The sequence below is a fragment of the Kitasatospora sp. P5_F3 genome (genome assembly GCF_054049135.1).
On record NZ_JBFUMY010000066.1, the window covers coordinates 23,000 to 48,055 of the forward strand.

At 70.8% G+C, this 25,056-nt stretch carries 22 protein-coding genes; 17 read left to right on the forward strand and 5 right to left on the reverse strand.

The features are described 5' to 3' along the window. Nucleotides 1–99: 99 nt before the first annotated feature. The 6 genes from dnaK (at nt 100) to ACXJMZ_RS29375 (ending at nt 6,567) form a co-directional block, all read left to right on the forward strand. On the forward strand, nt 100–1,941 hold the full coding sequence (dnaK, locus tag ACXJMZ_RS29350; RefSeq protein WP_057230226.1) for a molecular chaperone DnaK: 1,842 nt from the start codon (nt 100–102) through the stop codon (nt 1,939–1,941). Then, complete coding sequence (gene grpE, locus ACXJMZ_RS29355; protein ID WP_457033062.1) at nt 1,938–2,543, forward strand: nucleotide exchange factor GrpE; 606 nt, start codon at nt 1,938–1,940, stop codon at nt 2,541–2,543. The genes dnaK and grpE overlap by 4 nt, the downstream gene beginning before the upstream one ends. Then, complete coding sequence (dnaJ, locus tag ACXJMZ_RS29360) at nt 2,527–3,657, forward strand: molecular chaperone DnaJ (protein ID WP_457033063.1); 1,131 nt, start codon at nt 2,527–2,529, stop codon at nt 3,655–3,657. Before grpE ends, dnaJ begins: the two co-directional genes overlap by 17 nt. 7 nt (nt 3,658–3,664) lie before the next feature. Further along, nucleotides 3,665–4,174, forward strand: coding sequence for a heat shock protein transcriptional repressor HspR (locus tag ACXJMZ_RS29365; RefSeq protein WP_457033064.1), 510 nt, complete (start codon nt 3,665–3,667; stop codon nt 4,172–4,174). Between the two features lie 202 nt (nt 4,175–4,376). After that, the gene (locus tag ACXJMZ_RS29370; protein WP_457033065.1) at nt 4,377–5,390 is read left to right on the forward strand and encodes a helix-turn-helix domain-containing protein; all 1,014 of its coding nucleotides are present in this window, start codon (nt 4,377–4,379) and stop codon (nt 5,388–5,390) included. Between the two features lie 553 nt (nt 5,391–5,943). After that, nucleotides 5,944–6,567 (forward strand): hypothetical protein, encoded by a 624-nt coding sequence (locus ACXJMZ_RS29375; RefSeq protein ID WP_457033066.1) that lies wholly within the window; start codon nt 5,944–5,946, stop codon nt 6,565–6,567. A 16-nt stretch (nt 6,568–6,583) separates the two neighbouring features. Here the strand turns inward: ACXJMZ_RS29375 and ACXJMZ_RS29380 are convergent, their stop codons facing one another. The 5 genes from ACXJMZ_RS29380 to ACXJMZ_RS29400 all read right to left on the reverse strand — a co-directional run bounded on the left by ACXJMZ_RS29380 (nt 6,584) and on the right by ACXJMZ_RS29400 (nt 11,873). Continuing rightward, nucleotides 6,584–7,531, reverse strand: a complete 948-nt coding sequence (locus tag ACXJMZ_RS29380; protein ID WP_457033067.1) for a LuxR C-terminal-related transcriptional regulator — start codon at nt 7,529–7,531, stop codon at nt 6,584–6,586. Then, nucleotides 7,512–8,462 (reverse strand): LuxR C-terminal-related transcriptional regulator, encoded by a 951-nt coding sequence (locus ACXJMZ_RS29385; RefSeq protein WP_457033068.1) that lies wholly within the window; start codon nt 8,460–8,462, stop codon nt 7,512–7,514. Before ACXJMZ_RS29385 ends, ACXJMZ_RS29380 begins: the two co-directional genes overlap by 20 nt. Continuing rightward, nucleotides 8,455–9,414 (reverse strand): LuxR C-terminal-related transcriptional regulator, encoded by a 960-nt coding sequence (locus ACXJMZ_RS29390; RefSeq protein WP_457033069.1) that lies wholly within the window; start codon nt 9,412–9,414, stop codon nt 8,455–8,457. The genes ACXJMZ_RS29385 and ACXJMZ_RS29390 overlap by 8 nt, the downstream gene beginning before the upstream one ends. Then, the gene (locus tag ACXJMZ_RS29395) at nt 9,407–10,366 is read right to left on the reverse strand and encodes a LuxR C-terminal-related transcriptional regulator (RefSeq protein WP_457033070.1); all 960 of its coding nucleotides are present in this window, start codon (nt 10,364–10,366) and stop codon (nt 9,407–9,409) included. The genes ACXJMZ_RS29390 and ACXJMZ_RS29395 overlap by 8 nt, the downstream gene beginning before the upstream one ends. A gap of 403 nt (nt 10,367–10,769) precedes the next feature. Further along, nucleotides 10,770–11,873: a TDT family transporter gene (locus ACXJMZ_RS29400; protein WP_457033071.1), complete on the reverse strand. Its 1,104-nt coding sequence runs from the start codon at nt 11,871–11,873 to the stop codon at nt 10,770–10,772. A 70-nt stretch (nt 11,874–11,943) separates the two neighbouring features. Between ACXJMZ_RS29400 and ACXJMZ_RS29405 the strand changes: the two genes are divergently transcribed. From ACXJMZ_RS29405 to ahcY, 11 genes are all read left to right on the forward strand, one after another. Beyond that, nucleotides 11,944–12,843 (forward strand): LysR family transcriptional regulator, encoded by a 900-nt coding sequence (locus tag ACXJMZ_RS29405; RefSeq protein ID WP_457033072.1) that lies wholly within the window; start codon nt 11,944–11,946, stop codon nt 12,841–12,843. Nucleotides 12,844–12,938: 95 nt separating this feature from the next. Beyond that, nucleotides 12,939–15,572, forward strand: a complete 2,634-nt coding sequence (gene clpB / locus ACXJMZ_RS29410; protein WP_457033073.1) for an ATP-dependent chaperone ClpB — start codon at nt 12,939–12,941, stop codon at nt 15,570–15,572. Nucleotides 15,573–15,690: 118 nt separating this feature from the next. After that, nucleotides 15,691–16,236 carry a YbjN domain-containing protein gene (locus ACXJMZ_RS29415; protein WP_457033074.1) on the forward strand — a complete coding sequence of 182 codons (546 nt, stop codon included), beginning with the start codon at nt 15,691–15,693 and terminating at the stop codon, nt 16,234–16,236. A 188-nt stretch (nt 16,237–16,424) separates the two neighbouring features. Continuing rightward, on the forward strand, nt 16,425–17,558 hold the full coding sequence (locus tag ACXJMZ_RS29420) for an acyl-CoA dehydrogenase family protein (protein ID WP_457033075.1): 1,134 nt from the start codon (nt 16,425–16,427) through the stop codon (nt 17,556–17,558). A gap of 191 nt (nt 17,559–17,749) precedes the next feature. Next, on the forward strand, nt 17,750–18,328 hold the full coding sequence (locus tag ACXJMZ_RS29425; protein ID WP_457033076.1) for a TetR family transcriptional regulator: 579 nt from the start codon (nt 17,750–17,752) through the stop codon (nt 18,326–18,328). Between the two features lie 176 nt (nt 18,329–18,504). After that, nucleotides 18,505–19,176: a class I SAM-dependent methyltransferase gene (locus tag ACXJMZ_RS29430; protein ID WP_082598205.1), complete on the forward strand. Its 672-nt coding sequence runs from the start codon at nt 18,505–18,507 to the stop codon at nt 19,174–19,176. Nucleotides 19,177–19,199: 23 nt separating this feature from the next. Continuing rightward, on the forward strand, nt 19,200–20,231 hold the full coding sequence (locus ACXJMZ_RS29435; protein ID WP_457033077.1) for a pyridoxal-phosphate dependent enzyme: 1,032 nt from the start codon (nt 19,200–19,202) through the stop codon (nt 20,229–20,231). Nucleotides 20,232–20,301: 70 nt separating this feature from the next. Then, nucleotides 20,302–22,068, forward strand: a complete 1,767-nt coding sequence (locus ACXJMZ_RS29440) for a hypothetical protein (RefSeq protein ID WP_457033078.1) — start codon at nt 20,302–20,304, stop codon at nt 22,066–22,068. A 60-nt stretch (nt 22,069–22,128) separates the two neighbouring features. Further along, nucleotides 22,129–22,590, forward strand: coding sequence for a DUF2000 domain-containing protein (locus ACXJMZ_RS29445; RefSeq protein WP_457033079.1), 462 nt, complete (start codon nt 22,129–22,131; stop codon nt 22,588–22,590). A 36-nt stretch (nt 22,591–22,626) separates the two neighbouring features. Then, nucleotides 22,627–23,652, forward strand: a complete 1,026-nt coding sequence (locus ACXJMZ_RS29450; protein ID WP_457033080.1) for a 2,3-diaminopropionate biosynthesis protein SbnB — start codon at nt 22,627–22,629, stop codon at nt 23,650–23,652. Nucleotides 23,653–23,761: 109 nt separating this feature from the next. Further along, the coding region (gene ahcY / locus ACXJMZ_RS29455) for an adenosylhomocysteinase (protein ID WP_457033081.1) at nt 23,762–25,056 on the forward strand (1,295 nt) is incomplete at its 3' end.

Consider the following 25,056-nt stretch of genomic DNA (forward strand, 5'->3'; position numbering starts at 1 on the left):
GTAAAGTTGAGCCACCCGGACTCATGGCTGTTGACGCACACGACCGAGTCATGCATCCTTGAGCCTGTAAAGCTCAACTTCTTCATGGAGGTACCAACGATGGCACGCGCGGTCGGCATCGACCTCGGCACGACGAACTCGGTCGTCAGCGTTCTCGAAGGCGGTGAGCCCACCGTCATCACCAACGCCGAGGGCGCCCGGACCACGCCGTCCGTCGTCGCCTTCGCCAAGAACGGCGAGATCCTGGTCGGCGAGGTCGCCAAGCGCCAGGCGGTCACCAACGTGGATCGCACGATCCGCTCGGTGAAGCGCCACATGGGCACGGGTTGGAAGATCAACCTGGACGGCAAGGACTTCAACCCCCAGCAGATCAGCGCCTTCATCCTGCAGAAGCTGAAGCGCGACGCCGAGGCGTACCTGGGCGAGACGGTGACCGACGCGGTCATCACCGTCCCGGCGTACTTCTCCGACTCGGAGCGCCAGGCGACCAAGGAGGCCGGTGAGATCGCGGGCCTCAACGTCCTGCGCATCGTCAACGAGCCGACCGCGGCCGCGCTGGCCTACGGCCTCGACAAGGACGACCAGACCATCCTGGTCTTCGACCTCGGCGGTGGCACCTTCGACGTCTCCCTGCTGGAGATCGGCGACGGGGTCGTCGAGGTGAAGGCCACCAACGGTGACAACCACCTCGGTGGCGACGACTGGGACCAGAAGGTCGTCGACCACCTGGTCAAGGTCTTCCAGTCCGGTCACGGCGTGGACCTCTCCAAGGACAAGATGGCGCTCCAGCGCCTGCGCGAGGCCTCCGAGAAGGCCAAGATTGAGCTGTCCTCGTCCTCCGAGACCTCGATCAACCTGCCCTACATCACCGCCTCGGCCGAGGGCCCGCTGCACCTGGACGAGAAGCTCACCCGGGCCCAGTTCCAGCAGCTGACCGCGGACCTGCTGGAGCGCTGCAAGACCCCGTTCCACAACGTCATCAAGGACGCCGGCATCGCGCTGTCCGAGATCGACCACGTGGTCCTGGTCGGTGGCTCCACCCGGATGCCCGCCGTCGCGGAGCTCGTCAAGGAGCTGACCGGCGGTCAGGACGCCAACAAGGGCGTCAACCCGGACGAGGTCGTCGCCATCGGCGCCGCGCTGCAGGCCGGTGTGCTGAAGGGTGAGGTCAAGGACGTCCTGCTGCTCGACGTCACCCCGCTGTCCCTGGGTATCGAGACCAAGGGCGGCATCATGACCAAGCTGATCGAGCGCAACACCACGATCCCGACCAAGCGCTCCGAGATCTTCACCACGGCCGAGGACAACCAGCCGTCCGTGCAGATCCAGGTCTACCAGGGCGAGCGCGAGATCGCGGCGTACAACAAGAAGCTCGGCATGTTCGAGCTGACCGGTCTGCCGCCGGCCCCGCGTGGCCTGCCCCAGATCGAGGTCACCTTCGACATCGACGCGAACGGCATCATGCACGTCGGTGCCAAGGACCTCGGCACCGGCAAGGAGCAGCGGATGACCGTCACCGGCGGCTCCGCGCTGCCGAAGGACGACATCGAGCGGATGATGCGCGAGGCCGAGCAGTACGCGGCCGAGGACCACGAGCGCCGCGAGGCCGTGGAGACCCGCAACCAGGGCGAGCAGCTGGTCTACTCGACCGAGAAGTTCATCGCGGACAACACCGAGAAGCTCCCCGAGGACGTCAAGACCGAGGTCGAGACCGCGATCGGCGAGCTCAAGGAGAAGCTGAAGGGCGAGGACATCGCGGCGATCCGCGAGGCCACCGAGAAGGTGTCCACCACCGCCCAGAAGCTCGGCGCCGCGCTGTACGCGCAGAACGACGCCGCGGGTGCCGCCCCGGCCGGTGACGCCGCCGGTGCCGCCAAGGACGACGACGTGGTCGACGCCGAGATCGTCGACGACGAGAAGCCCAAGGGTGGTGCCGCATGACGGAGAAGCCGCAGGGCGGCGAGCCCGGCGACGACTCCGCCGCCGAGGAAGCCGTGCTGAAGGCCGCCGAGGAGGCTGTCGCGGGCGCCGGTGCCGACGAACTCTCCGCTGCGAAGCGGGAGTTGACCGAGCGCACGGGTGACCTCCAGCGTCTCCAGGCCGAGTACCAGAACTACCGCAAGCGGGTCGAGCGGGATCGTCTGACGGTCCGTGAGATCGCGGTCTCCAACATCCTGGAGGCCCTGATCCCGGTGCTGGACGACATCGGCCGGGCCCGCGAGCACGGCGAGGTCACCGGTGGCTTCAAGTCGGTCTCCGACAACCTGGAGACCGTGGTCGCCAAGCTGGGCCTGCAGCAGTTCGGCAAGGAGGGCGAGCCCTTCGACCCGACGCTGCACGAGGCACTGATGCACAGCTACTCCTCGGACGTCACCGAGGACACCTGTGTGCAGATCCTCCAGCCGGGTTACCGGATCGGCGAGCGGATCATCCGTCCGGCGATGGTCGCCGTGGCGGAGCCCCAGCCGGGTACCCAGAGCACTGCCGCGCCGGATGCCGACTCGTCGGACTCCGACAAGGCCGACGGTGCCACCGAGAGCTGACCGAACGAGCACTGCGGAGTCGTCCGTCGTCCTGGACACCACCGCCGAGATCAAGAAGACCTACCGGAAGCTCGCCCGCGAGTTCCACCCCGACGCCAACAAGGGTGACGTCAAGGCGGAGGACCGGTTCAAGGACATCTCCGAGGCGTACGACGTCCTGTCGGACGACAAGCGCCGCAAGGAGTACGACGAGGCCCGCAGCCTGTTCGGGAACGGCGGGTACCGCCCCGGCGGCCCGCAGGGCGGCAGCTTCGACTTCGGCGACCTGTTCGGCAACAGCCCGCAGGGCGGCGGCGGGGTCGGCGACATCTTCGGCGGCCTGTTCAACCGGGGCGGCCGGCAGCCGCAGCCGCGCCGGGGTGCCGACGTCGAGACCGAGGTGACGCTCGCCTTCGAGGAGGCGGTGGACGGCGCCACCGTCCCGCTCCGGATGACCAGTCAGGCCGCCTGTCGGGTCTGTTCGGGCACCGGTGCCAAGGCCGGCACCACCCCCCGGGTCTGTCCGACCTGTGTCGGGGCCGGCACGGTCAGCCGGGGCCAGGGCGCGTTCGCGCTCTCCGAGCCCTGCCGGGACTGCAAGGGCCGCGGCATGCTGGTCGACGACCCCTGCACGGTCTGCCACGGCAGCGGCCGGGCCTCCTCGGCCCGCACCATGCAGGTCCGGATCCCGGCCGGGGTCCAGGACGGGCAGCGGATCAGGCTCAAGGGCAAGGGCGCCCAGGGCGAGCGCGGCGGCCAGCCCGGCGACCTGTACGTCACCGTGCACGTCGACACCCACCCGGTGTTCGGCCGGAAGGCCGACAATCTGACCGTCACCGTGCCGATCACCTTCCCTGAAGCCGCGCTGGGCGGCACCATCGAGGTGCCGACGCTGAACGGACCTTCGGTCAAGCTCAAGCTCCCGGCCGGGAGCGCCAACGGCCTGACCATGCGGGCCCGCGGCAAGGGCGCCACCCGCACCGACGGCACCCGCGGCGACCTGCTGGTCACCGTGGAGGTCATGGTCCCCAAGCACCTCGAGGGCGAAGCCCTGGAGGCCCTGGAGCAGTACCGCGAGGCCACCGCCTCCGACGACCCGCGAGCCGCCCTCTTCAAGGCGGCAGAGGGAGCGTGATGACCCGATGACCCCCGACACCCCCATCGGCCCGGGGCCCGGCCTCGGCGAGGGCCTCCCCGGCGGCCCCGGCCTGGGCCGCTCCCGCCCGGCGGCGACCCACTACGTGCTGACCGAGGACACCCCGGTGTACGTGATCTCGGTCGCCGCCGAGCTCTCCGGCCTGCACCCGCAGACCCTCCGCCAGTACGACCGCCTCGGCCTGGTCTGCCCGGACCGCACGGCCGGCCGCGGCCGCCGCTACTCCGCCCGCGACATCCAGCAGCTCCGCGAGGTCCAGCGGCTCTCCCAGGACGAGGGCATCAACCTGGCCGGCATCAAGCGGATCATCGAGCTGGAGAACCAGGTCGCCGCCCTGCAGTCCCGGATCGGCGAGCTCGCCGACTCCCTGGAGGGTGCCGCCTCGGCGCTCCAGCAGCGAGAGGCGGCGGTGCACGCCTCGTACCGGCGGGACCTGGTGCCCTACCAGCAGGTGCAGCAGTCCAGCGCCCTGGTGGTCTGGCGGCCGAAACGGTAGCTCCGAACCACACCAGCACATCGGCCGCCGGTCTTCCCTTCGTTCAGGGGGTACCGGCGGCCTCGCCGTACAGGGAGAGTACGTACCTGGTCGCACCGGGATTCCCACACAGAACGATGGGCGCGCCGGGTTTTCCTCCTAAGATCACACCTGGCACACGTGCCCGATCGCACGAACCAGTCGAGTACCCAAGGAGTCGCTGATGAGTGAGACGGCCGAGCCGAGCCTCACCTCCGACAGTCCGAGTGTGCTCTCGAACGGCGCCCGGGCGCTCTACCTCACCGCGCTCAACCACGGTGGCCGACTGGTCCGTCCCGCCGACGGCAGCGAGAACCTGGAGCACCTGGACGAGCTGCTCCGACTGGGGCTGCTGGTACCCGACACCGACGACTCCTCGGTACTCATCGCGATCGACCCGAAGCAGCTCTCCACCGCGCTCAGCACCTCCTGGCAGCGCAGGGCCCTCGACCTGTTGAGCCGGGCGATAGCCCTGCCCGGGGATCTGCAGGACCTTGCCGAGGCGTTCCACACCCCGGAACCGACCGGCGGCACGATCCAGTACATCCGGGGCAAGGTCCTGATCAACCAACAGCTGGAGCGGTTGGTCGCGGGGTGCGGCAGCGAGATCCTGACCGCGCAACCCGGTGGTCCCAGGCCGCCCGAGGCACTGGCCGGCGTCATCGAGCGCGACCTGGAGGCGCTCCGGCGGGGCGTCACGCTGCGGCTGATCTACCACCCGAGCACCCGGTACCACACGCCCACCCGCGAGTTCGTCGCGGCGATCACCGAACACGGCGCCCGGGTCCGGACCTTGGACGAGTCGTACACCCGACTGATCATCATAGATCGCCGGACGGCGGTGATCCCGGTGGCCGGTGACCTGAACATGGCCGCCTTCGTGCACGACCAAGCCATGGTGGACTACCTGATCGAAGAGGTCTTCGAGCGGAACTGGACCAGGGGGCTGGACTTCGAGGGCTCACGTGCCGTCCCGCAGCAGGTGATCTCCCGGCTTCGCCAGGCCATCATCGATCTGCTGCTCAAGGGGACCAACCACCGGGTCATCGCCCGGAAGCTGGGCATCAGTGAGCGGACCCTGGCGCGGCACATCGCGGAGATGCGCGAGGACTACCGGGTCGAGTCGCTGTTCCAGCTGGGGTACGTACTGGCCCGCACGGAGCCGAGCCCCGCCGAAGAGTCTGACGACTTCGCCTGAGGGTCAGCCCAGAGCCGTCAGACTCTCACGGCTGCATCCCCTAAGCCCACGAGGTGTCGTCGAGGGCGACCACGACGGGGACGGCGGCGGCGGTGGGACTCGCCGTCACGCCAGTGTTGGTTCCAATCAGCGCGACCGCGCCGACGACCAATGACATCACAGCGACACGAACAATACGTCGCACGTGAGACATGCGACCACCCCTTCCCTATTGGCCCCCGTAGATACGAACAAATCTTGCATGCTCGCAGGATCGTCCACATGATGCCGCAGAATGGCCCCTCATGTCACGAAGAACCCCGACGGGAAGTGCGTCATCTCCCTGCCAGGCAGAGAGATGCCACCTCTGTCCTGTGGACGCCACCGTTCGAGCCGGTGGACGATCAGTTCGCTCCCAATGGTCTCGGCTCGAACACCACACTTGCCGATGAACCGTCAATTTTCCAAGCGCATCAGTTGTAATGCGCAGGGCAATAAACGATCTACCTCCTATTTGCCAGCAGCGCCAACCGAGTTCCTGAGCGCCCCGGTCGGCCGTTCCCCCGGAGTCGTCATGAGTGAGCCCTACCTGCGCAATCGCGCCGTCCAGACCCCCGAGGGTCGGCGCGCTCGGGTATTCCTGGCCGCGCCGCTCATGCGGCTGACCGGACCCGCCGACAGTGTGGTGACGCTGGCCAGCCGGACCAGGCTGACCACCCTGCGGTCCACGCTGCTGAAGAGCGGCGCCGCCGTGTACAGCGCGCACCACAGCGACGCCTGGACGGTGGCCGGCCGCGCGCCGGAGCCGCGGGTGCCCTCCGACTTCCGGGCGCTGCAGACCGCCGACCTGGTCTTCGCCTACGTCGGCGCGCCGCTCTCGGCCGGGGTCGCGCTCGAACTCGGCTGGGCCTCCTCGCTGCGCAAGCCGGTGGTGCTGCTGGTGGACGAGGCGATCACCCACAACCCGCTGATCGCCACCATCGAGCAGGTCGCCCCCGTGCTGCCGCTGGTCTTCGACGACACCTGGTCGCAGGACGCCCTGCGGCACACCGTGGAGACCGCACTGGACTGGGCCGGCATGGCCCTCTCGCTCCGCGAGGGCTTCTGGACCGCGCCGACCGACGCCTTCCCGAACCCCCGTCAGGAACCCCCGGTCTCCGGCTTCGGCTACTGGGCCCCCGGCGTCGCCACCGGCTGAGCGGACGGTGGGGCGGTCAGCCTGCTGACACATCCTCCGCCCCACGCATCTGCCAGCCCAGCTGGAACAGCGTCTCGGCGTCGTGGAGTTCACGCAGCCGGGCGATGTGCCCGGCCACCGTGCGCTCGCTCAGGCCGAGCCGGCTGGCGATCTTCTTCTGGGTTAGTCCCTGGGTGAGCATCCGGCCGATCTGCTCGTGCACCTGGTCACCCACCGCCTGCCAACGTACCCGTTCGGCGCGTTCCCAGTCCCGCTCGAACCGGTCGGCCAGGAACGCCACCACGGCCGGGTCCTCCACGAATGCCGCGCTGCTGTTGTCGGCTGCTGCCGGGATGACCGCGACCCGTCGGTCGAAGACGAGCAGCCGGGTGAACGGCTCGTCCAGGACCCGAATCCGCTGGCCGTAGGCCGTGACGGCAGCCGCGTAATCGACGGTCGGCCCGTCCAGTCGTGCACCGGGTTGGTAGATGGTGCGGAGGGAACGGCCCTGTTCCAGACAGCGGCGGGCCCGTTCCCGCGAGAATGCCAGGAACTCGGCGGGCCGGGCCCCGCCCGGCTGGGCGGCGAGTGTCTCCTCGACACTGTCCTCCTCCACCTGGAGGATCCGGGAGCGGATCTGCTCCATGTCCTCGACATGCAGCACCCCGCCGGCCTGCCCGCCCCGGCGCGGCGCCGCGTCGAAAGCGCGGGCCAACTCCTCCAGCGGCACCGGGATCTCCTCCGCCCGGAGCAGCATCCGGGTGCCGGCCGAACGGAGGTCGGCGGCGTGGCGTTCGGCGATGGCGCGGGGGTTGACGGCGGTGAGGGTGGCGTCCCCGGTGTGGTGGACCAGCAGGCCGATCTCCAGCAGCCGGAGCACTGCGGGGGCGTCCTGGTGGGCAACATCGCGGAACAGCACCCGGCCGCCCTGCGCCAATACCTCGGCGTAGAGGGCACTTTCGGCCTCACCCGGCAGCACGGGCACCCCGCATCTGCCAGCCCAGCTGGAACAGCGTCTCCGCGTCGTGGAGTTCGCGCAGCCGGGAGATGTGGCCGGCGACGGTGCGCTCGCTCAGCCCGAGCCGGCTGGCGATCTTCTTCTGAGTCAGCCCCTGGGTGAGCATCCGGCCGACCTGCTCGTGGGTGGGGAACTGCTGCGCCGACCGCCACTGGACCCGCTCGGCCCGCTCCCAGTCCCGCTCGAAGCGGTTGACCAGGAACCCGACCACGGCCGGGTCCTCGATGAAGGCCGCACTGCTGTCGTCGGCCGCGGCCGGGACGATGGCGGTACGGCGGTCGACGATGACCAGCCGGGAGTACGGCTCGCCCAGGATGCGGGTCTGCCCACCCCAGTCCGCCACCGTCGCGGCGTACTCGGCGGTGACCGGGTCGAGGCGTGCCTCGGGCTGGTAGAGCGACCGGAGGGATCCGCCGCCCTCGAGGAAGCGGCGCGACCGTTCGGCACCGCTGGCCAGCAGCCCGGCCGACCGGGCGCCGCCGGGCTGGGCGGCCAGGAACTCGTCCTGGCAGTCGGCTTCGAGCTGCACGATCCGCGAGCGGATCTCCTGCATTTCCTGGACGTGCAGCACCGTACTGGTGTGGTCGACCTTCCGGAGCGCCGCATCATAGGCTCGCGTCAACTCGGTGAGCAGCTCCGGCACTTCGTCGGCCCGTCGGAGTGCCTCGGCGCCCGACCGGCGGAGACCCGCGCCCAGCCGCTCCGCCACCGTGCGGGGGTTGACCGCGGTGAGGGTGGCGTCCCCGGTGTGATGCACCAACAGGCCGGACTCCAGCAGGTACAGCACCGCTGCGGCATCCTCCGGCCGCACGTCGCGGAACAGCACCTGGCCGCCCTGCGCCAACACCTCGGCGTAGAGCGCGCGTTCGGCCTCGCCGGGCAGCGGGAGGTCAGGCATCGCGGCCGCCACGGAGCAGCCAGCCGAGTTGGAACAGGGTCTCGGCGTCGTGCAGTTCGCGGAGCCGGGAGATGTGTCCGGCGACGGTGCGCTCACTGAGGCCCAGGCGGGTGGCGATGGTGCGCTGGGTGAGACCGGCCGCGAGCAGGCGGCCGATCTGTTCGTCGGCCGGGCGTTCGTCGGCGCAGGTGTCGGCGTCGCTCCACCTGACGCGCTCGGCGCGGGCCCAGTCGCGCTCGAAGCCACCGACCAGGAACGCCACCACCGCCGGATCCTCGACGAAGGCGGCGCTGCTGTGGTCGGCGGCGGCGGGGACCACCGCGACCGTCCGGTCGAAGATCATCGTCCGCTTGAACGGCTCCCCCAACACCCGTACCCGCATGCCGAGTTCGCCGATCGCAGTGGCGTAGCGGACGGTGGGCCGGTCGGTCCGGACGGACGGTTCGTAGAGGGCTCGGGCGGTGCCGCCGCGAGCGGCGAAGCCGCGTGCCCTGGCCACCGCGTGGTCGAGCTGGGCGGGTGGCAGCGGGCGGCCGGGCTGGGCGATCAGGATCTCCTCCCGGGCGCCGGCCTCCAACTCCCGCATCCGGTGGACGATGTCCGCGGCGTCGTGCACGTGCTCGACCACGCTGGAGCGGACCGAGCGGCGCGGGGCGCTCTCGTACACCTTGGTCAACTCACCGAGCAGGCCGGGCAGTTCTTCGGCCTCGACCAGCAGCCGGGTGCCGGTGGAGCGGAGTTCGGCGCTGATCCGGGCGGCGACGGTGCGCGGGTTGACGGCGGTGTAGCCGAAGCCCTGCGCACTGCTCACCAGCAGGCCGTTCGCCAACAGCCGGGCCAGCGCGTCCTGGTCGGCCTCGGCGGCCATCGCCGGCGTGATCCGGCCGCCCTGGCCGAGTACGTCCAGGTAGAGCTCGCGTTCGGCCTCGTCCGGCAGCCGTACGTCAGTCACGTCGCCCCCCACGCATCTGCCAGCCGAGTTGGAACAGGGTCTGCGCGCGGTACTGCTCGCGCAGCCGGGCGATGTGGCCGGCCACCGTCCGCTCGCTCAGCCCGAGCCGGGTGGCCACCGCGCGCTGGGTCAGACCGCCGGCGAGCATCCGGCCGACCCGGTGGGCTGCGGCCTGGAGCGGCGGTTCGGTGCCCAGGCGGCACCAGTCGACGGTCTCGGCCCGGCCGAAGTCCCGCTGGTAGACGGCGGCCAGGAAGGCGACCGCGGTGGGGTCGGAGATGAAGGCGGCCCGGCTGTTGTCGTCCGCGGCGGGCACCACGGCCACCGCGCGGTCGATGATCAGCGTCCGCTGGAAGGGCTCGTCCAGGATGCGCAGCTCGGAGCCCTGCGCGGAGAGCGCGACGGCGTAGTCGACCGTGGCGGGCTCGGTCAGCGCGCTGGGCTGGTAGAGGGTGCGGAGCCGGATGCCGCGTCGGCGCAGGGCCAGGTCCTGCTGCCGGGCGAGCGCCAGGGTCTCCGGTTCCCGGGATCCGGGCTGGGCGGTGAGCAGTTCGGTGCGGCACTCGGAGAGCAGTTCGGCGATCCGCTGCCGGATCTGCTGCTGGCCGTCGATCAGGGTGGGCCTGGCGGGTTCGAGGGCGATCCGGGGGGTGGACTCGTACGCCCGGGTGAGACCGCCGAGCACGTCGGGCAGTTCCTCGGCGCGGAGCAGCAGCCTGGTCGCGGCCGAGCGCAGTTCGGTGCAGAGCCGTTCGCCGACCGAGCGCGGGCTGACGGCCACGTAGGTGCGGTCGAGCGCGTTGGGCAGCACCAGCCCGGAGCGGACCAGTTGCTCGAGGGCGGCGCGGTCGGTGTCGGCGAGCGCGCCGAACGGCAGCCGGCCACCGCTGGACAGGATCGCCAGATAGAGCTCGCGGGCGCTCTCGTCGGGGAGTTCCTCGGTGGAGGCCACGTGCGGTGCACCTCCTCGCCGTCGATCACCCATGGGTCCGTCCCGCCCATGATCTCTCAGGGATGATCCGACGCGTCCCCCGGAGCCCGAAGCCCCGGGGAACCCGTCGATCTCACGCCGGTCGGAGCGCTTCCAGCGAGGCGGAGCAGCAACGCCTCGCCGACTCCGGACCGGGGCCATCACCACACATGGCGCTCCGGCCGGGGCTCCACTTCGTTGCACCGGCACGCGTACGTACCGGGGCACCCCCGTAGCGGAGCAAGTCGCTGTTCGCGGGCTGCGGTTGCCCGGACGACCTTGGCGTGGTTCCACCCTCACAGCGTGACAGCCGGTGAACAAGAGGCGTCCGACTGCATGTTCCCGCAAGTGCAGGAACCTGCAGTCGGACCGGGCGGACGAGCCGTCAGGCGGCGCGCACCGGGCCGAGCAGCCGGCCGTCCAGCAGGCCGCTCAGGGTGCGGACCAGGGCGACCGCCCAGGCGGCGACCAGCAGCAGGTACAGGGCGACGGCCAGGCCGGTGAAGCCGTCGAATCCGGTGTGCCTGGCGAGTCCTGCGGTGCCGGTGACCATGGTGCCGACCGGGAAGGTGAAGGCCCACCAGGTCATCGCGAACGGCATCTCGGCCCGCAGCGCCCGCAGGTTGGCGGTGATCGCCACCCCGAGCCAGAGCACCCCGAAGCCGGTCGTCGCCACGCCGTACAGGATCGCGAAGCCCAGGGCGGGCCCGGCCAGCGCGGGGGCCACCGACTTCGCGGCGTCGGCCAGCTGGTTGACGGCGGTGGTGGACTGGCCGAGCGGGCCGAGCACCAGGAAGAGCGAGGGGGTCAGCACCAGGGCGGGCAGCTTGCTGTGCACCAGGCCGGCGAAGACCACCGGCAGCACCAGCAGGGTGCCGAGCAGGCCGGCGCCGAACAGCGCGTAGCAGCCGTACAGCATGGCGGGGCCGAGGGCGGCGGGCAGGTGCGGGATCAGCGCGGGGCCGAGCGCGGCGGCGACCATCGGGGCGACCACGGGGAGCAGCCAGGTGGGGTTGGCCTTGAGGGCGGAGACCCGGTGCCGGGTGATCATCAGGTACGGGATGCCGGCGGCCACCAGGACGGCGTAGAGGGTGCCGGTGGTCCACAGAACCAGGTCGATCGCGACCGCGGCCTCGGTGCCGATCAGCCGGGAGCCGAGCACCAGGGTGCCGTAGCCGACCGCGATCAGGGCCATCGGCGGACAGCCGTAGAAGACGGCGGTGGCGGGCTCGTCGAGCAGCTGCTCGCGGGCGGTGGCCCGGTGCCGGGTGAGGTGCACCGCACGGCCGGTCACCAGGGCCGCCAGCGCCAGGAAGGAGAACGCCCAGACCACCTCACCGAAGCCGATCAGGCCCGGCAGCTGAACCGGGAGAGCGGCGGCGCCGTTGCCGACGATCGCGGTACCCATGACGGCGGCGTACCAGTTGGGGCCGAGCCGGCCGAGGTCGAGGCCGTAGGCGGCGGTGCGGGATGCGGTGAGGGTGGCCATGTCTCCACCGTGCCTGCCGTCATGATCGGCCGGTAGCGCGTCCCGCCCTATGAGGACATAGCCTGGCCCTATGCCCCTCTCCCCGCGTGTCCCCGAGCTCGGCGCCCTGGAACTGCTGCTCGCGGTTGCCAGACTGGGCAGCGTCGGCCGGGCGGCGGCCGAGCTGGGGGTCAGTCAGCCCGCCGCCAGCGCCCGGATCAAGGGCATGGAGCGGCAGATCGGGGTCCCGCTGCTGGAGCGCTCGCCGCGCGGCTCACGGCCGACCGAGACCGGCCGGGTGGTGGTCGAGTGGGCCCGACAGGTGGTCGAGGCGGCGCAGGCGCTGGATGCCGGGATCGACGCGCTGCGCGAGCGCCGGGACGCCCGGCTGACCGTGGTGGCCAGCCTGACCGTGGCCGAGTACCTGATGCCGGGCTGGCTGCTGGCGCTGCGTCAGGTCAGCCCCGACACCTCGGTGATCCTGCGGACCGCCAACTCGGCGGACGTCGCCTCGCACGTGCTGGCCGGGGACGCCGACCTCGGCTTCGTGGAGGGCCCGACCACCCCGCCCGGGCTGGGCGGCGCGGTGGTGGCGGCGGACCGGCTGGTGGTGGTGGTCGCGCCCAGCCACCCCTGGGCCCGCCGCCGCACCCCGCTGACCGGCGCCGAGCTGGCCGCCACCCCGCTGGTGCTCCGCGAGCCGGGCTCGGGCACCCGGGAGGTGCTGGAGCTGGCCCTGGCCCCGTACGGCGGCGCCACCACCCCCCGACTGGAGCTGGCCTCCTCGACCGCGCTGAAGGCGGCCGCGATGACCGGCGCCGGGCCGGTCTGCCTGAGCGAGCTGGCGGTCACCGAGGAGCTGGCCACCGGCCGGCTTGTGGCGGTCCCGGTGGACGTGGACCTGGCCAGGCCGCTGCGCGCGGTCTGGCCGGCCGGTCACCGCCCGGCCGGACCGGCCCGCGAACTGCTCGGCCTGACCCGGAAGCACTGACCCGGAAACACTGAAAGACCCTGGCTCTGCAAAGTTGAGCGGGGTAGACTCAACTTGTCGAACAGTCCAGCTGTCATACGAGGAGGCCCCCCGCAGTGGACGCCAGCAAGTTCACCAGCAAGACCCAGGACGCCCTGTCCGCCGCGATCCGACAGGCCAGCGCCGCAGGCAACCCGGACGTCAAGCCGGTGCACATCCTGCTGGCCCTGCTGGAGCAGCCGGAGGGCATCGCCCGCCCGCTGCTCGAAGCGGTCGGCGCGGACGTCCCCGCCGTGCTCGCCGCCGCCCGGCGGCAGCTCGCCGCCCTGCCCAGCGCGCAGGGCTCCACCGTCTCCGCGCCGCAGCTGGCCCGGGACACCATGGCCGTGCTGACCGAGGCCGGCAAGCGCGCCGATGACCTGGACGACCAGTACCTCTCCACCGAGCACCTGCTGGTCGGCCTGGCCGCCGAGGGCGGCCAGGTGGCCGACCTGCTCCAGCAGCACGGCGCCACGCCCAAGGCGCTGCTGGCTGCCTTCAAGGACGTCCGGGGCAGTGCAAAGGTGACCTCGGCCGACCCGGAGGGCACGTACAAGGCGCTGGAGAAGTACGGCACCGACCTCACCCAGGCCGCCCGGGACGGCAAGCTCGACCCGGTGATCGGCCGGGACCAGGAGATCCGCCGGGTGATCCAGGTGCTCTCCCGCCGGACCAAGAACAACCCGGTGCTGATCGGTGAGCCCGGCGTCGGCAAGACCGCCGTGGTCGAGGGCCTGGCCCAGCGGATCGTGGCGGGCGACGTGCCGGTCTCGCTGCGCGGCAAGCGGCTGGTCTCGCTGGACCTCTCCGCGATGGTCGCCGGGGCCAAGTACCGCGGTGAGTTCGAGGAGCGGCTGAAGGCCGTGCTGAACGACATCAAGTCCAGCGACGGCCAGGTGATCACCTTCATCGACGAGCTGCACACCATGGTCGGCGCGGGCGCCGGCGGCGACTCCTCGATGGACGCGGGCAACATGCTCAAGCCGATGCTGGCCCGCGGCGAGCTGCGGATGGTCGGCGCCACCACGCTGGACGAGTACCGCGAGCGGATCGAGAAGGACCCGGCCCTGGAGCGCCGCTTCCAGCAGGTGCTGGTCGGCGAGCCGAGCGTCGAGGACACCATCGCCATCCTGCGCGGCCTCAAGGGCCGGTACGAGGCGCACCACAAGGTGCAGATCTCGGACGCCGCGCTGGTGGCCGCCGCCACCCTGTCCAACCGCTACATCACCGCCCGGTTCCTGCCCGACAAGGCGATCGACCTGGTGGACGAGGCAGCCTCCCGGCTCCGGATGGAGATCGACTCCTCCCCGGTCGAGATCGACGAACTCCAGCGCGCCGTCGACCGGTTGCGGATGGAGGAGCTGGCCCTGGAGAAGGAGTCCGACCCGGCCTCGGTGGACCGGCTGGAGCGGCTGCGCCGCGATCTGGCCGACCGGCAGGAGCAGCTGAGCTCGCTGAACGCCCGCTGGGAGCAGGAGAAGAAGTCGCTGAACCGGGTCGGCGAGCTCAAGGAGCGCCTGGACGACCTGCACGGTGCGCTCGAACGCGCCCAGCGGGACGGTGACTTCGAGCGCGCGTCCAAGCTGATGTACGCCGAGGTGCCGGCCGCCGAGCGGGAGCTCGCCGAGGCCCAGGAGCGCGCCCAGACTCCGATCGATTCCACTGGGGACGCGAGCGAGTCGATGGTCAAGGAGGAGGTCGGCCCGGACGACGTGGCCGACGTGGTGGCCTCCTGGACGGGCATCCCGGCCGGCCGGCTGCTGGAGGGCGAGAGCGCCAAACTGCTCCGGATGGAGGAGGAGTTGGGCCGCCGCCTGATCGGCCAGCAGGAGGCGGTGGCCGCGGTCTCGGACGCCGTCCGGCGGACCCGCTCCGGCATCGCCGACCCGGACCGGCCGACCGGTTCGTTCCTCTTCCTCGGCCCGACCGGTGTCGGCAAGACCGAACTCGCCAAGGCGCTGGCCGACTTCCTCTTCGACGACGAGCGGGCCATGGTCCGGATCGACATGAGCGAGTACGGCGAGAAGCACTCGGTCTCCCGGCTGGTCGGCGCCCCGCCCGGCTACGTCGGCTACGAGGAGGGCGGCCAGCTCACCGAGGCGGTCCGCCGCCGGCCGTACAGCGTGGTGCTGCTGGACGAGGTGGAGAAGGCCCACCCCGAGGTCTTCGACGTGCTGCTCCAGGTGCTGGACGACGGCCGCCTGACGGACGGTCAGGGCCGCACGGTGGATTTCCGGAACGCGATCCTGATCCTCACCTCCAACCTGGGCTCGCAGTACCTGGTCGACCCGAACACTCCGGAGGAGACCAAGAAGAAGCTGGTGCTGGACACCGTCCGCTCCGCCTTCAAGCCCGAGTTCCTGAACCGGCTGGACGACATCGTGGTCTTCGAGCCGCTCGGCACTGCCGAGCTGAGCCGGATCGTCGACCTCCAGATCGGCCTGCTGGCCGGCCGCCTGCAGGACCGCCGGCTCACCCTGGACGTCACTCCGGCGGCCCGGGACTGGCTCGCGCTGACCGGGTACGACCCGGCGTACGGGGCCCGGCCGCTGCGGCGGCTGGTGCAGTCCGCGATCGGCGACCAGCTGGCCCGGGCGATCCTGTCCGGGCAGGTCCACGACGGTGACACCGTGCTGGTGGAGCGGGACGAGGACGCCGACCGGCTGACCGTCCGGGCCGAGCAGCCGGCCGCCTCGCTGACCAAGCGCTGACCCGGCCGCCGCGGCCCGGGTACCCCTGTGTCCCGGGCCGCGAATGAGGCAGGATGGAGCCTGGAAGGGCGGCCCCTCATTGCCAGCCACCCTTGTGCACTGAGAAGAGGACCCCCTGATGAGCATCGACCCGTCGTCCATCCCCTCGTTCGGCGCCCCGCAGGGCGGCCAGCCGGGCCCCTCCGGCCCGCCGCCGATCGTGGTGCCGGACCAGGCGCTGGTCACCCAGTTGCTGGACCAGATGCAGCTCAAGCACGTCGTGGACGACGAGGGTGACCTCACCGCGCCGTGGGACGGCTTCCGCGTCTACTACATGTTCCGTGGCGAGCAGAAGGAGCTCTTCGCGGTCCGCGCCTTCTACGACCGGTCCTACCCGCTCGAGGACAAGGCCGAGATCCTCGACCTGATCGACGAGTGGAACCGCGAGACCCTCTGGCCGAAGGTCTACACCCACACGCACGAGGACGGCGTGGTCCGTCTCATCGGTGAGTCCCAGATGATCGTCGGCACCGGCGTCAACCTGGAGTACTTCGTCACGACCACCGCCAACTGGACCCAGGCCGCGGTCGGGTTCGAGCAGTGGATCGTCGAGCGCCTCGGCCTCCAGAAGGAGATCGAGGGCGAGAACGGGGAGGGCGACGCCGCCCCCACCGACGAGAACTGATCCTCGCCGTACCGGAACGGCCCGCCCCCTGCCACGGGGGCGGGCCGTTCTGCGTGGGCCTCCCCGCTGCGTCGGGAATCCCTTGCCGAATACCTTCCGGCCGGTATATTTTCTAGCTCACCCCGCCGCGTGACATCCGGCGGGGCCGCCGGGGCCTGGGGAGGGCCCGCGAGGAGGGGACCACGCGCATGACCGTCAGCACGCTTCCGCCCGTCGCACCGACCGGCACCCCGGCCGGTGTCGCCGCACTGGCGCACCGCTCGGGACACGCCGTGGAGGACGCCCGCCGGCTCACCCCCGAGCTCGCCGCGGCGCTGTCGGAGGCCGGCTTCGCCCGGCACTTCGTACCCCGCCGCTGGGGCGGCACCGCAGGCACCTTCCGCGCCCTGGTCACCGAGACCGCGACCGTGGCCGAGAGCTGCGCGGCCACCGCCTGGTGCGGCGCGCTCTACGCCGCGCACGGCCGGCTCGCCGCCTACCTCCCGGAGGCCGGGCAGCGTGAGCTGTGGGGCGCCTCCCCCGACGTACGGATCGCCGCCGCCGTGGTGCCGCCGTCCGGCACCGCGGTGCGGGTGGGCGGGGGCTGGCGGCTCTCCGGCGAGTGGGCGTACGCGAGCGGCATCGACCACGCGCAGTGGGTGCTGCTGGCAAGCCGGGTGGAGGGTCCTGAGATCCGGATCTTCGCACTGCCCCGGGAGCAGTTCGGGATCCGGGACACCTGGCGCACCCTGGGCCTGCGCGGGACGGGCTCCCACACCGTGGTGGTCCGGGACGCCTTCGTACCGGACCGGCTGACGCTCACCCAGAGCGACCTCGGCGCAGCGCGTCCCGACGCGGCCCGTTGCCACCGGGTGCCGTTCCCCCTGGTGGCCCAACTCCAGTTCGCCGCACCGATCCTGGGCGCCGCTCAGGGGGCCCGGCGGGCCTGGGAGCAGACGGCGGCCCGCCGGGTCAGGGTGGACGGCCAGGCCACCGGCCAGGCGGTCGCCGGGCAGCAGGTACTGGCCCGTTCGGCGGGCGAGATCCAGGCGGCCCGGCTGCTGCTGGAGGGCGCCGCCGCGCGGGCCGACGACGGCGTGGTGACCCCGCTGTCGATCGCCGAGAACCAGCGGGACTGCGCGCTCGCCGCCGAGCTGGCGGTGGCCGCGGTGGACCGGCTGTTCCGGTCCTGCGGCGCGGCCGGGCAGGCCGACGGGCACCCGGTCCAGCGCCACTGGCGCGACGTCACGGCCGCCGCCGGGCACGCCGCGCTGCGCTTCGAGACGGCGGCTGCCGCCTACTCGGCCGTCGAACTGGCGGGCCCGGGCCGGAGTGCCGGCTGAGCTGCCGCTGCCCTTCGGCCGTCCTCCCAAGCCCTGTGCAGGACTGATGTGGTGACTGTCCGTCAGCTCGGATGTCCATCGGCAGGGCCCGACGGATCGAATGTAATCCAATGCCCGGTTTCGCGCGATTTCAAAACATACCTGTGAGAAGGTATCTTCGAGCCGAAGTCGGCGAGAGGGGAGGCGGTGCCATGAAGCAGGAGCGCGCGCGACGCACTCGCGAACTGATCCTGGATGCGGCGGCGGAGGAGTTCGCCCTCCAGGGCTATGCCAACGCGACCGTACAGGCCGTGGCCGCCAGAACCGGCATGACCAAGGGCGCACTCTACGGGCATTTCGGCACCAAGGAGCAGCTGGCCGAGGAACTGGTGCGTCAGGCCCAGGAGTTCTGGCGGCTGCTGATGGACGGGTCCGGCGGATCCGAGGCGCCCGCCTTCGAGGTGCTCCGGGAGCTGGTGCTCGGGCTGTCCCGGCAGTACCACGGGAACATCCGGATCCGGGCCGCCTTCCGACTGCTGGTGGACCGTCCGCCCGCCGCTGGGGAGCCGAGCCTGGTCGAGACGGTCGAACGGGACCTGGCCGGCGCGGTGCTGCGGGCCAGGCCTGACGGTGCGCCCGGCACGGACCTGCCGGCCGAGACGGTCGCCATGGTGCTGCTGGCCATGGTGGTCGGCATCCACCTGATCCGCCGCACCGAAGCGGAGACCGAACTGCCGGGCCGGATCGACCAGTTCTGGTCCGTCCTGGCCGATGCGCTGGTGCGCGGCTGACCGGACGTCAGCAGGGGACCCCTCGCCCGGGGTCCCCGTTGCGTTCCGGGCCGGTTGGCCGCCGCTTGGCCGACGCCTGGTCGTCGCTTGGCGGACCTCCCGCAGGCTCTGAGGGCGGGCGGGAACGCAGCCCGACCCGCGAACCACCCGGCGCACCACCGATCTTGGAGGTAACAATGACCACCGATGTCTCCTACAAGGAGCTCCAGTACGGCTGGGAGGCGGCCTACCAGCAGCAGACCGACGACGCCCCGCTGTGGCAGGAGGACCCGATCCCGGTGATCCCCCAGGCCATCAAGGCGCTCTCCGCCCGCGAGGTCCGCACCGTGGTCGACCTCGGCTGCGGCGACGGCCGGAACCTGGCCGCGCTGGTCGACGCCGGCTTCACCGCGCTCGGTGTGGACATCGCCCCGACCGGTCTGCAGAACGCCAAGCGGATCATCCGTCAGCGCTCCTTCCTGCTCCGCGCCGACGCCACCGAACTCCCGCTCATCGACGGCTCGGTGGACGCGGTCACCTGCTTCGACGTGTTCGGCCAGATCGAGGACCCGAGCTCGCTGGTCACCGAGGCCCGCCGGCTGCTGGTCGAGGGCGGCATCTTCGTGACCAACGCCTTCACCCCCGAGGACCAGACCTACGGCGAGGGCGAGGAGATCGCGCCGAACACCTTCGCCTACAAGGACACCCTCTTCAAGTACTACAGCGAGGAGGAGATCCGGGCGCTCTTCGACGGCTGGGAGATCCTCGCACTGGAGCGGGTCTCCTGGGACGACCCGCCGCACGGCGACTTCCGCCCCTACCCGCACACCCACGACAACTGGATCGTCTACGCGACCCCCTCGGTCTGACCGGACGGAAGGGATCAGGCGTGATGTCGATGAAACAGCGGCTCGAACACTTCGAGGCGCTTCTCGGACCGACGCCCGTACTGCCCGTCACGCTGACCGTCGGCGGTCGGCCCCGTGTCATCCACCTCAAGCTCGAGGGGCACAACGTCGCCGGCTCGATCAAGGCCAGGACCGCCTTCGGGCTGGTCCGCGCCCTGGTCGAGTCGGGTGAACTGCAGCCCGGCGGGCGGCTCCTGGAGTCCACCTCCGGGAATCTGGGGATCGCCCTGGCGATGCTGGCCCGCTATCTCGGGGTGAGTTTCACCGCGGTGGTCGACCCGCTGATCGCGGCGGAGTGCCTGGAACGCCTCAATGATCTGGGCGCCGAGATCATCACCGTGACCGAGCGGGACGAGTCCGGGGGCTATCTGCTCTCCCGGCTGGACCGGATCGCCGAACTGCGCGAGCAGGACAGCTCCTATGTCTGGACCAACCAGTACGACAACCCCGAGAATCCGGCGATTCACCGCGGGATGACCGGCCCGGAGATGTTCCGCCAGCTGCCGCGCGCGCCCGATGCGGTGTTCGCGGCGATCTCCACCGGCGGGACGTTCTCCGGACTCAGCCAGTTCTTCCGCTCGGCCTCACCCGCCACGAAGATGATCGCGGTGGACATCGAGGGCTCGATCGCCTTCCACGGCAGTCCCGGCAAACGGCACCTCTCCGGAATAGGCGCGAGCCGGCCGTCCACCTTCCTCGACAGCTCCCTGGTGGACCAGCTGGAGATCGCCAGCATCAGCGAATCGGCGCACTACTGCCGACTTGTGCAGCGATCGGCCGGGCTGCATATCGGCGCCTCGGCCGGATCGGTGGTGGCGGCCTGTGTGCGATATCTGGAAATGCATCCGGAGATCGAGCTCGCGGTGTGTCTCTGTGCGGACAGCGGTGACAAGTACGCCAGTACGATCTACAGCGAGACCTGGCTCCGCTCGATCGGCGTGGAACTCCCGGCCGACGACCTCGCTCCGGCTACCCCGGAACATCTGCCGGGCGCTATCCTCTCAGGAGTTGCGTGAAATAGTTTCAGAACTGTCCGAGATCCGCGAAAAGTCCGAAAGCGGCGGATCCGCGTACCGAAGGGCCGACATGCAGGGGATCTCAGAGATCAGCCGCAATCTCCAGGACTGCGCCACGGCGGGCGATTCGACGCTCGTCCCGGCCCTGGCAGAGCTGGAGAACCTCTCCGAGAGCATCCTGCACCGGACCGACGAGCACGATCTCGCCATGCTGCTCTGCCTGGCCGGGATCTGTTCGGTCCGGACCGGCGCGGGCCTTCCGCCGGCCGTCCTGCGAGAGGTCGCCGACCGATACGCGGATACCTCCATTCTCTACACCGGGCGAGTTCTTCCGCGCATCAAGGAAGCGATCGCCCGGCTCTACGAGGGCGCCGAGGAGAAATCCCTCGAAAAGCTCGTTGAAGTGGCCGACCACATCAGTCAGGGTTGGCCCGGATATGCCGACTCGGTATTCCCGGAGGCATTCTCCGGGCTGGCCCGCGAACTCAGCCTCGGTGGTGGCAGCGGACTCTTCCTGGAGACCTCGTTCATCACCTGGCGACGCGGTCTCGCGGAGTGCGAATCCGGCCGGCCCGAAGCCGCACTGAATCCCTTCGAGGCCAGCCTGGAGAAGTACCGCGAATTCTCCTACTACGCCGATGCGGCCTGGCTGTACGCGGACCTCGTCATCGCCCGGCTGACGGCCGGTGACACCGAGGCCGCCGCCCGGACGGCCGACGCCCAGCGCCGGTACGTGGACGGCGTGATCGCCGAGGCGGGGGACCTCCCCGTCCTGGCGGACACCGCCTTCGCCTTCCACTTCGGCGACGTCCGAAGCGGTGGCTACAGCTCCTTCGTGGACTCCGCCACGATGGGCCCGCAGGGGCTCACCCCGGACGACCGCGCGCTGCTGCGCCGGTACGTCCGGGTGAGCGAGAGCCTGCTGTCGTACGCGAGGTCCCACTCCGAGCGGGATCTCAACGCGGCCGTGGACCTCTTCTCGTTCGGCTGGCAGGGGTACCTGTCCTCGCCCTACCCCGAGATCTTCCGCCGGCTCGCCCACCAGGTGACCGGCGAACTCCCCGGCTCGGCCGTGCTGTTGACCGCACACGTCCGCTGGCGGGGGATGCTGCTGGCCAGTCAGCTCCGGCTCAGGTCGCCGGATCTGATCCGGTCCGCGACGGAGCTCCACGAACGGCTCCGCGCGGCCGGGCTCGACCAGGAGGCCGACATCGCGCTGCTCGACGGGGGCATGCTGCACTTCGCCCTCTACGGCAAGGCCGCCACCGCTGCCTGGCTCTCCCAGCACCTCGGGGAGCTGCGCGAGCGGGTGGCCCGTCCGCTGCAGGCGGTGGTGGCCGCCCTCCAGGTGCCGCCGCAGGCCGGGCTGCAGGCGGTGCTGGCCGGCTACCTCGGGGCCCGATCGCTGTACCGGGTACCCGACTTTCTGCCGGCTCTCGGCATCTTCCGCCAGGGTCACCGGAGTTGGCGGGAGCAGCGGACCGAGCTCGACCTCGCCGTCTACGGCGAGAGCCTGTGGATCAACGGCGTGATGATCTACGAGAGCACCCCGCCCGCCCTGCTGGCCATCTTCCGCGAACTGGCCGGGGACCTGCGGGCGGCCCGGGCCGAGGAGCGGGAGGTCCCGTACGTCCCGGCGGCCGAGCTGGCCGCCCGTACCGGGCGGTCCGCCAGCGCGATCGCCCAGGTGGTCCGGCGGTTCCGGATCGCCTGCCAGGAGCAGTTCACCCGCTCGACCGAGATCGGGATCGAACCGGACGGGCTGCTCCAGGGCCGGCCCGGCTACCGGCTCAACCCCGCCGTGCTCGCCGAGGCCGAGTTCTACCTCGCGCCCTGAACGCACCACCTCCGCGCACCAGCTCCACGTCCCAAGTCCCATGCCCACGAAGGAGTCCCCGTGTCCGACCTGTTCACCGAGCCGTCCGCCGTCGACACCGACTGGAAGTTCGCCGTGGTCCTCAAGGCGAAACTGCCCACCGGGGTCGCGCTGAACGCCGTCGCGCACAGCACGCTCGGCCTGGCGGCCGCCGCTGCGGCGAACAGTCCGGAGCTGGCCGGAAAGATGTCGTTCCTCGACTTCCGTGACGCCGACGGGAGTTCGCACGGACCGGTCTCGGGCCTCTCACTGATCGTGCTGGAGGGCCGGGCCGCCGGCCTGCGGCGGTTCCGCGGCGAGGCGCTGGCAGCAGGGCTGCTGGTGAACGACTTCACCTCGGCGATGACCGGGGACACCTTCGCCGAACAGCTGGTCAGGATGGCCGGCACCACCGAGGAGGAGATCGAGTACTACGCGGTGGCCGCCTTCGGCCGACGCGACGAACTCGACCCCCTCACCAAGAAGTTCTCCCTGTGGAAGTAGCCCGGGGAGACCGAGGATCACAGGAGATGAGAATCCGTGAGCAGCACCGCACCCGACCTGGCCGTGGTACCCGGCCGACTGGTCGACGAGGTCCTCCGTAGCGCGCACGCCGAGGCCAAGCGCCTGGTCGAGGAGGTCTACATCCAGAGCGCGCAGGGCCGGCTGGTCAACCCCGACAGCTCCTTCCTGCGCCCCGACCCCGAGGCGCGCGAGCGGGTGATCGCCCTCCCGGCGTACGTGCCGGAACCGGTGCCCGCGATGGGCATCAAGTGGATCTCCAGCTTCCCGGAGAACCTGCGGCTCGGCCTCCCCCGCGCCTCGGCCGCCATCGTGCTCAACGACACCACCACCGGATTCCCGGTGGCCCTGCTCGAAGGGGCCAGGATCAGCGGCTTCCGGACCGCCCTGTCCGCCCTGGTCGGCGCCGACGCGCTCACCGAAGGCGCCCGCCGGGCAACGAAGTTCGCGGTGCTCGGCACCGGATACATCTCCGCCACCACGGTGCAGACCTTCCTCGCCGACGGCTGGAGCCTGGACGAGGTGGCCGTCTTCGACCTCTCGGCCGAGCGGGCCGGGGAGTTCGTCCAGGAGCTCACGGCCGACCACGACGGCCTGCGGGTCACCGTGGCCGACTCGGCGGCCGACGCCCTGCGGGACGCCGACCTGGTCCTGCTGGCCACCACCGCGATCACCCCGCACCTGGACCGCCTCGACGGCCTCGCCGCCGACGCGATCGTCCTGCACATGTCGCTCCGCGACCTGACGCCCGAGGCGCTCGCCGGTGCCGACCACGTGGTGGACGAGGTCTCGCACTCGCTGCGGGAGAAGACCTCGCTGGCCCTGGCCGTGGAGGCCGGGGTGGTCGCCGAGGAGGACGTCCGCCCGGTCGGCGACCTGCTCACCGGCGACTGGAAGCGCACCCCCGGACGGACCGCGGTCTACGCACCCTTCGGCCTCGGTTCGCTCGACATCGCACTCGGCACCCTCGTGCTGGCCCGCGCCCGGGACCTGCCCGGCGTCCTGACGGTCGAGGACTTCGCCGGCCTCGCCCCGCAGCACTGACCGCTCCGGCCCAGCTCGGCCGATCTTCCGTCAACTCCGGATCACCCACGCCCCGTTGGGCTGTTCCGTCGATCCGTCCTGCCCTTTCACCCCTGCTTGGAGCCTGCCCATGTCGCGCCCCGCCTTCGACGACTTCAAGGTCGCCGACCTCTCGCTTGCCGCCTTCGGGCGCAAGGAGATCCAGCTCGCCGAGCACGAGATGCCCGGTCTGATGTCGATCCGCAAGGAGTTCGCGGCCACCAAGCCGCTGGCCGGTGCGCGGATCACCGGTTCGCTGCACATGACCGTGCAGACCGCTGTCCTGATCGAGACCCTGGTCGCACTGGGTGCCGACGTCCGCTGGGTTTCGTGCAACATCTTCTCCACCCAGGACCACGCCGCCGCCGCCATCGCGGTCGGTCCGGAGGGAACGCCGGAGAACCCGGCCGGTGTTCCGGTGTTTGCCTGGAAGGGCGAGACGCTGGAGGAGTACTGGTGGTGCACCGAGCAGGCGCTGACCTGGCCGAACGGCCAGACCCCGAACATGATCCTGGACGACGGCGGCGACGCGACCCTCCTGATCCACAAGGGCGTCGAGTTCGAGAAGGCCGGCCAGGTGCCGGACCCGTCCACGGCCGACAACGAGGAGTACGCACTCGTCCTGGAGCTGCTCGGTCGTTCCTCCCTCCCCTGGTCGGAGATGGCGGCCACGATCAAGGGTGTCACCGAGGAGACCACCACCGGTGTGCACCGGCTGTACGAGATGCACCGTGACGGGAAGCTGCTGTTCCCGGCGATCAACGTCAACGACGCCGTCACCAAGTCGAAGTTCGACAACAAGTACGGCTGCCGGCACTCGCTGATCGACGGCATCAACCGTGCCACCGACGTGCTGATCGGCGGCAAGGTCGCCGTGGTCTGCGGCTACGGCGACGTGGGCAAGGGCTCGGCGGAGTCGCTGCGCGGCCAGGGCGCCCGCGTGATCATCACCGAGATCGACCCGATCTGCGCGCTGCAGGCGGCGATGGACGGCTACCAGGTCACCACCCTGGAGGACGTCGTCTCGATCGCGGACATCTTCATCACCACCACGGGCAACAAGGACATCATCCTTGCCAGGCACATGGAGCAGATGAAGCACCAGGCGATCGTCGGCAACATCGGTCACTTCGACAACGAGATCGACATCGCGGGTCTGGCGAAGCTGCCGGGGATCGTCCGGACCGAGATCAAGCCCCAGGTCCACGAGTGGCGTTTCGCCGACGGCCACACCATCATCCTGCTGTCCGAGGGCCGGCTGCTGAACCTGGGCAACGCGACGGGTCACCCGTCGTTCGTGATGTCGAACTCCTTCGCGAACCAGACGATCGCGCAGATCGAGCTGTTCACCAAGACCGAGGAGTACCCGGTCGGCGTGTACGTGCT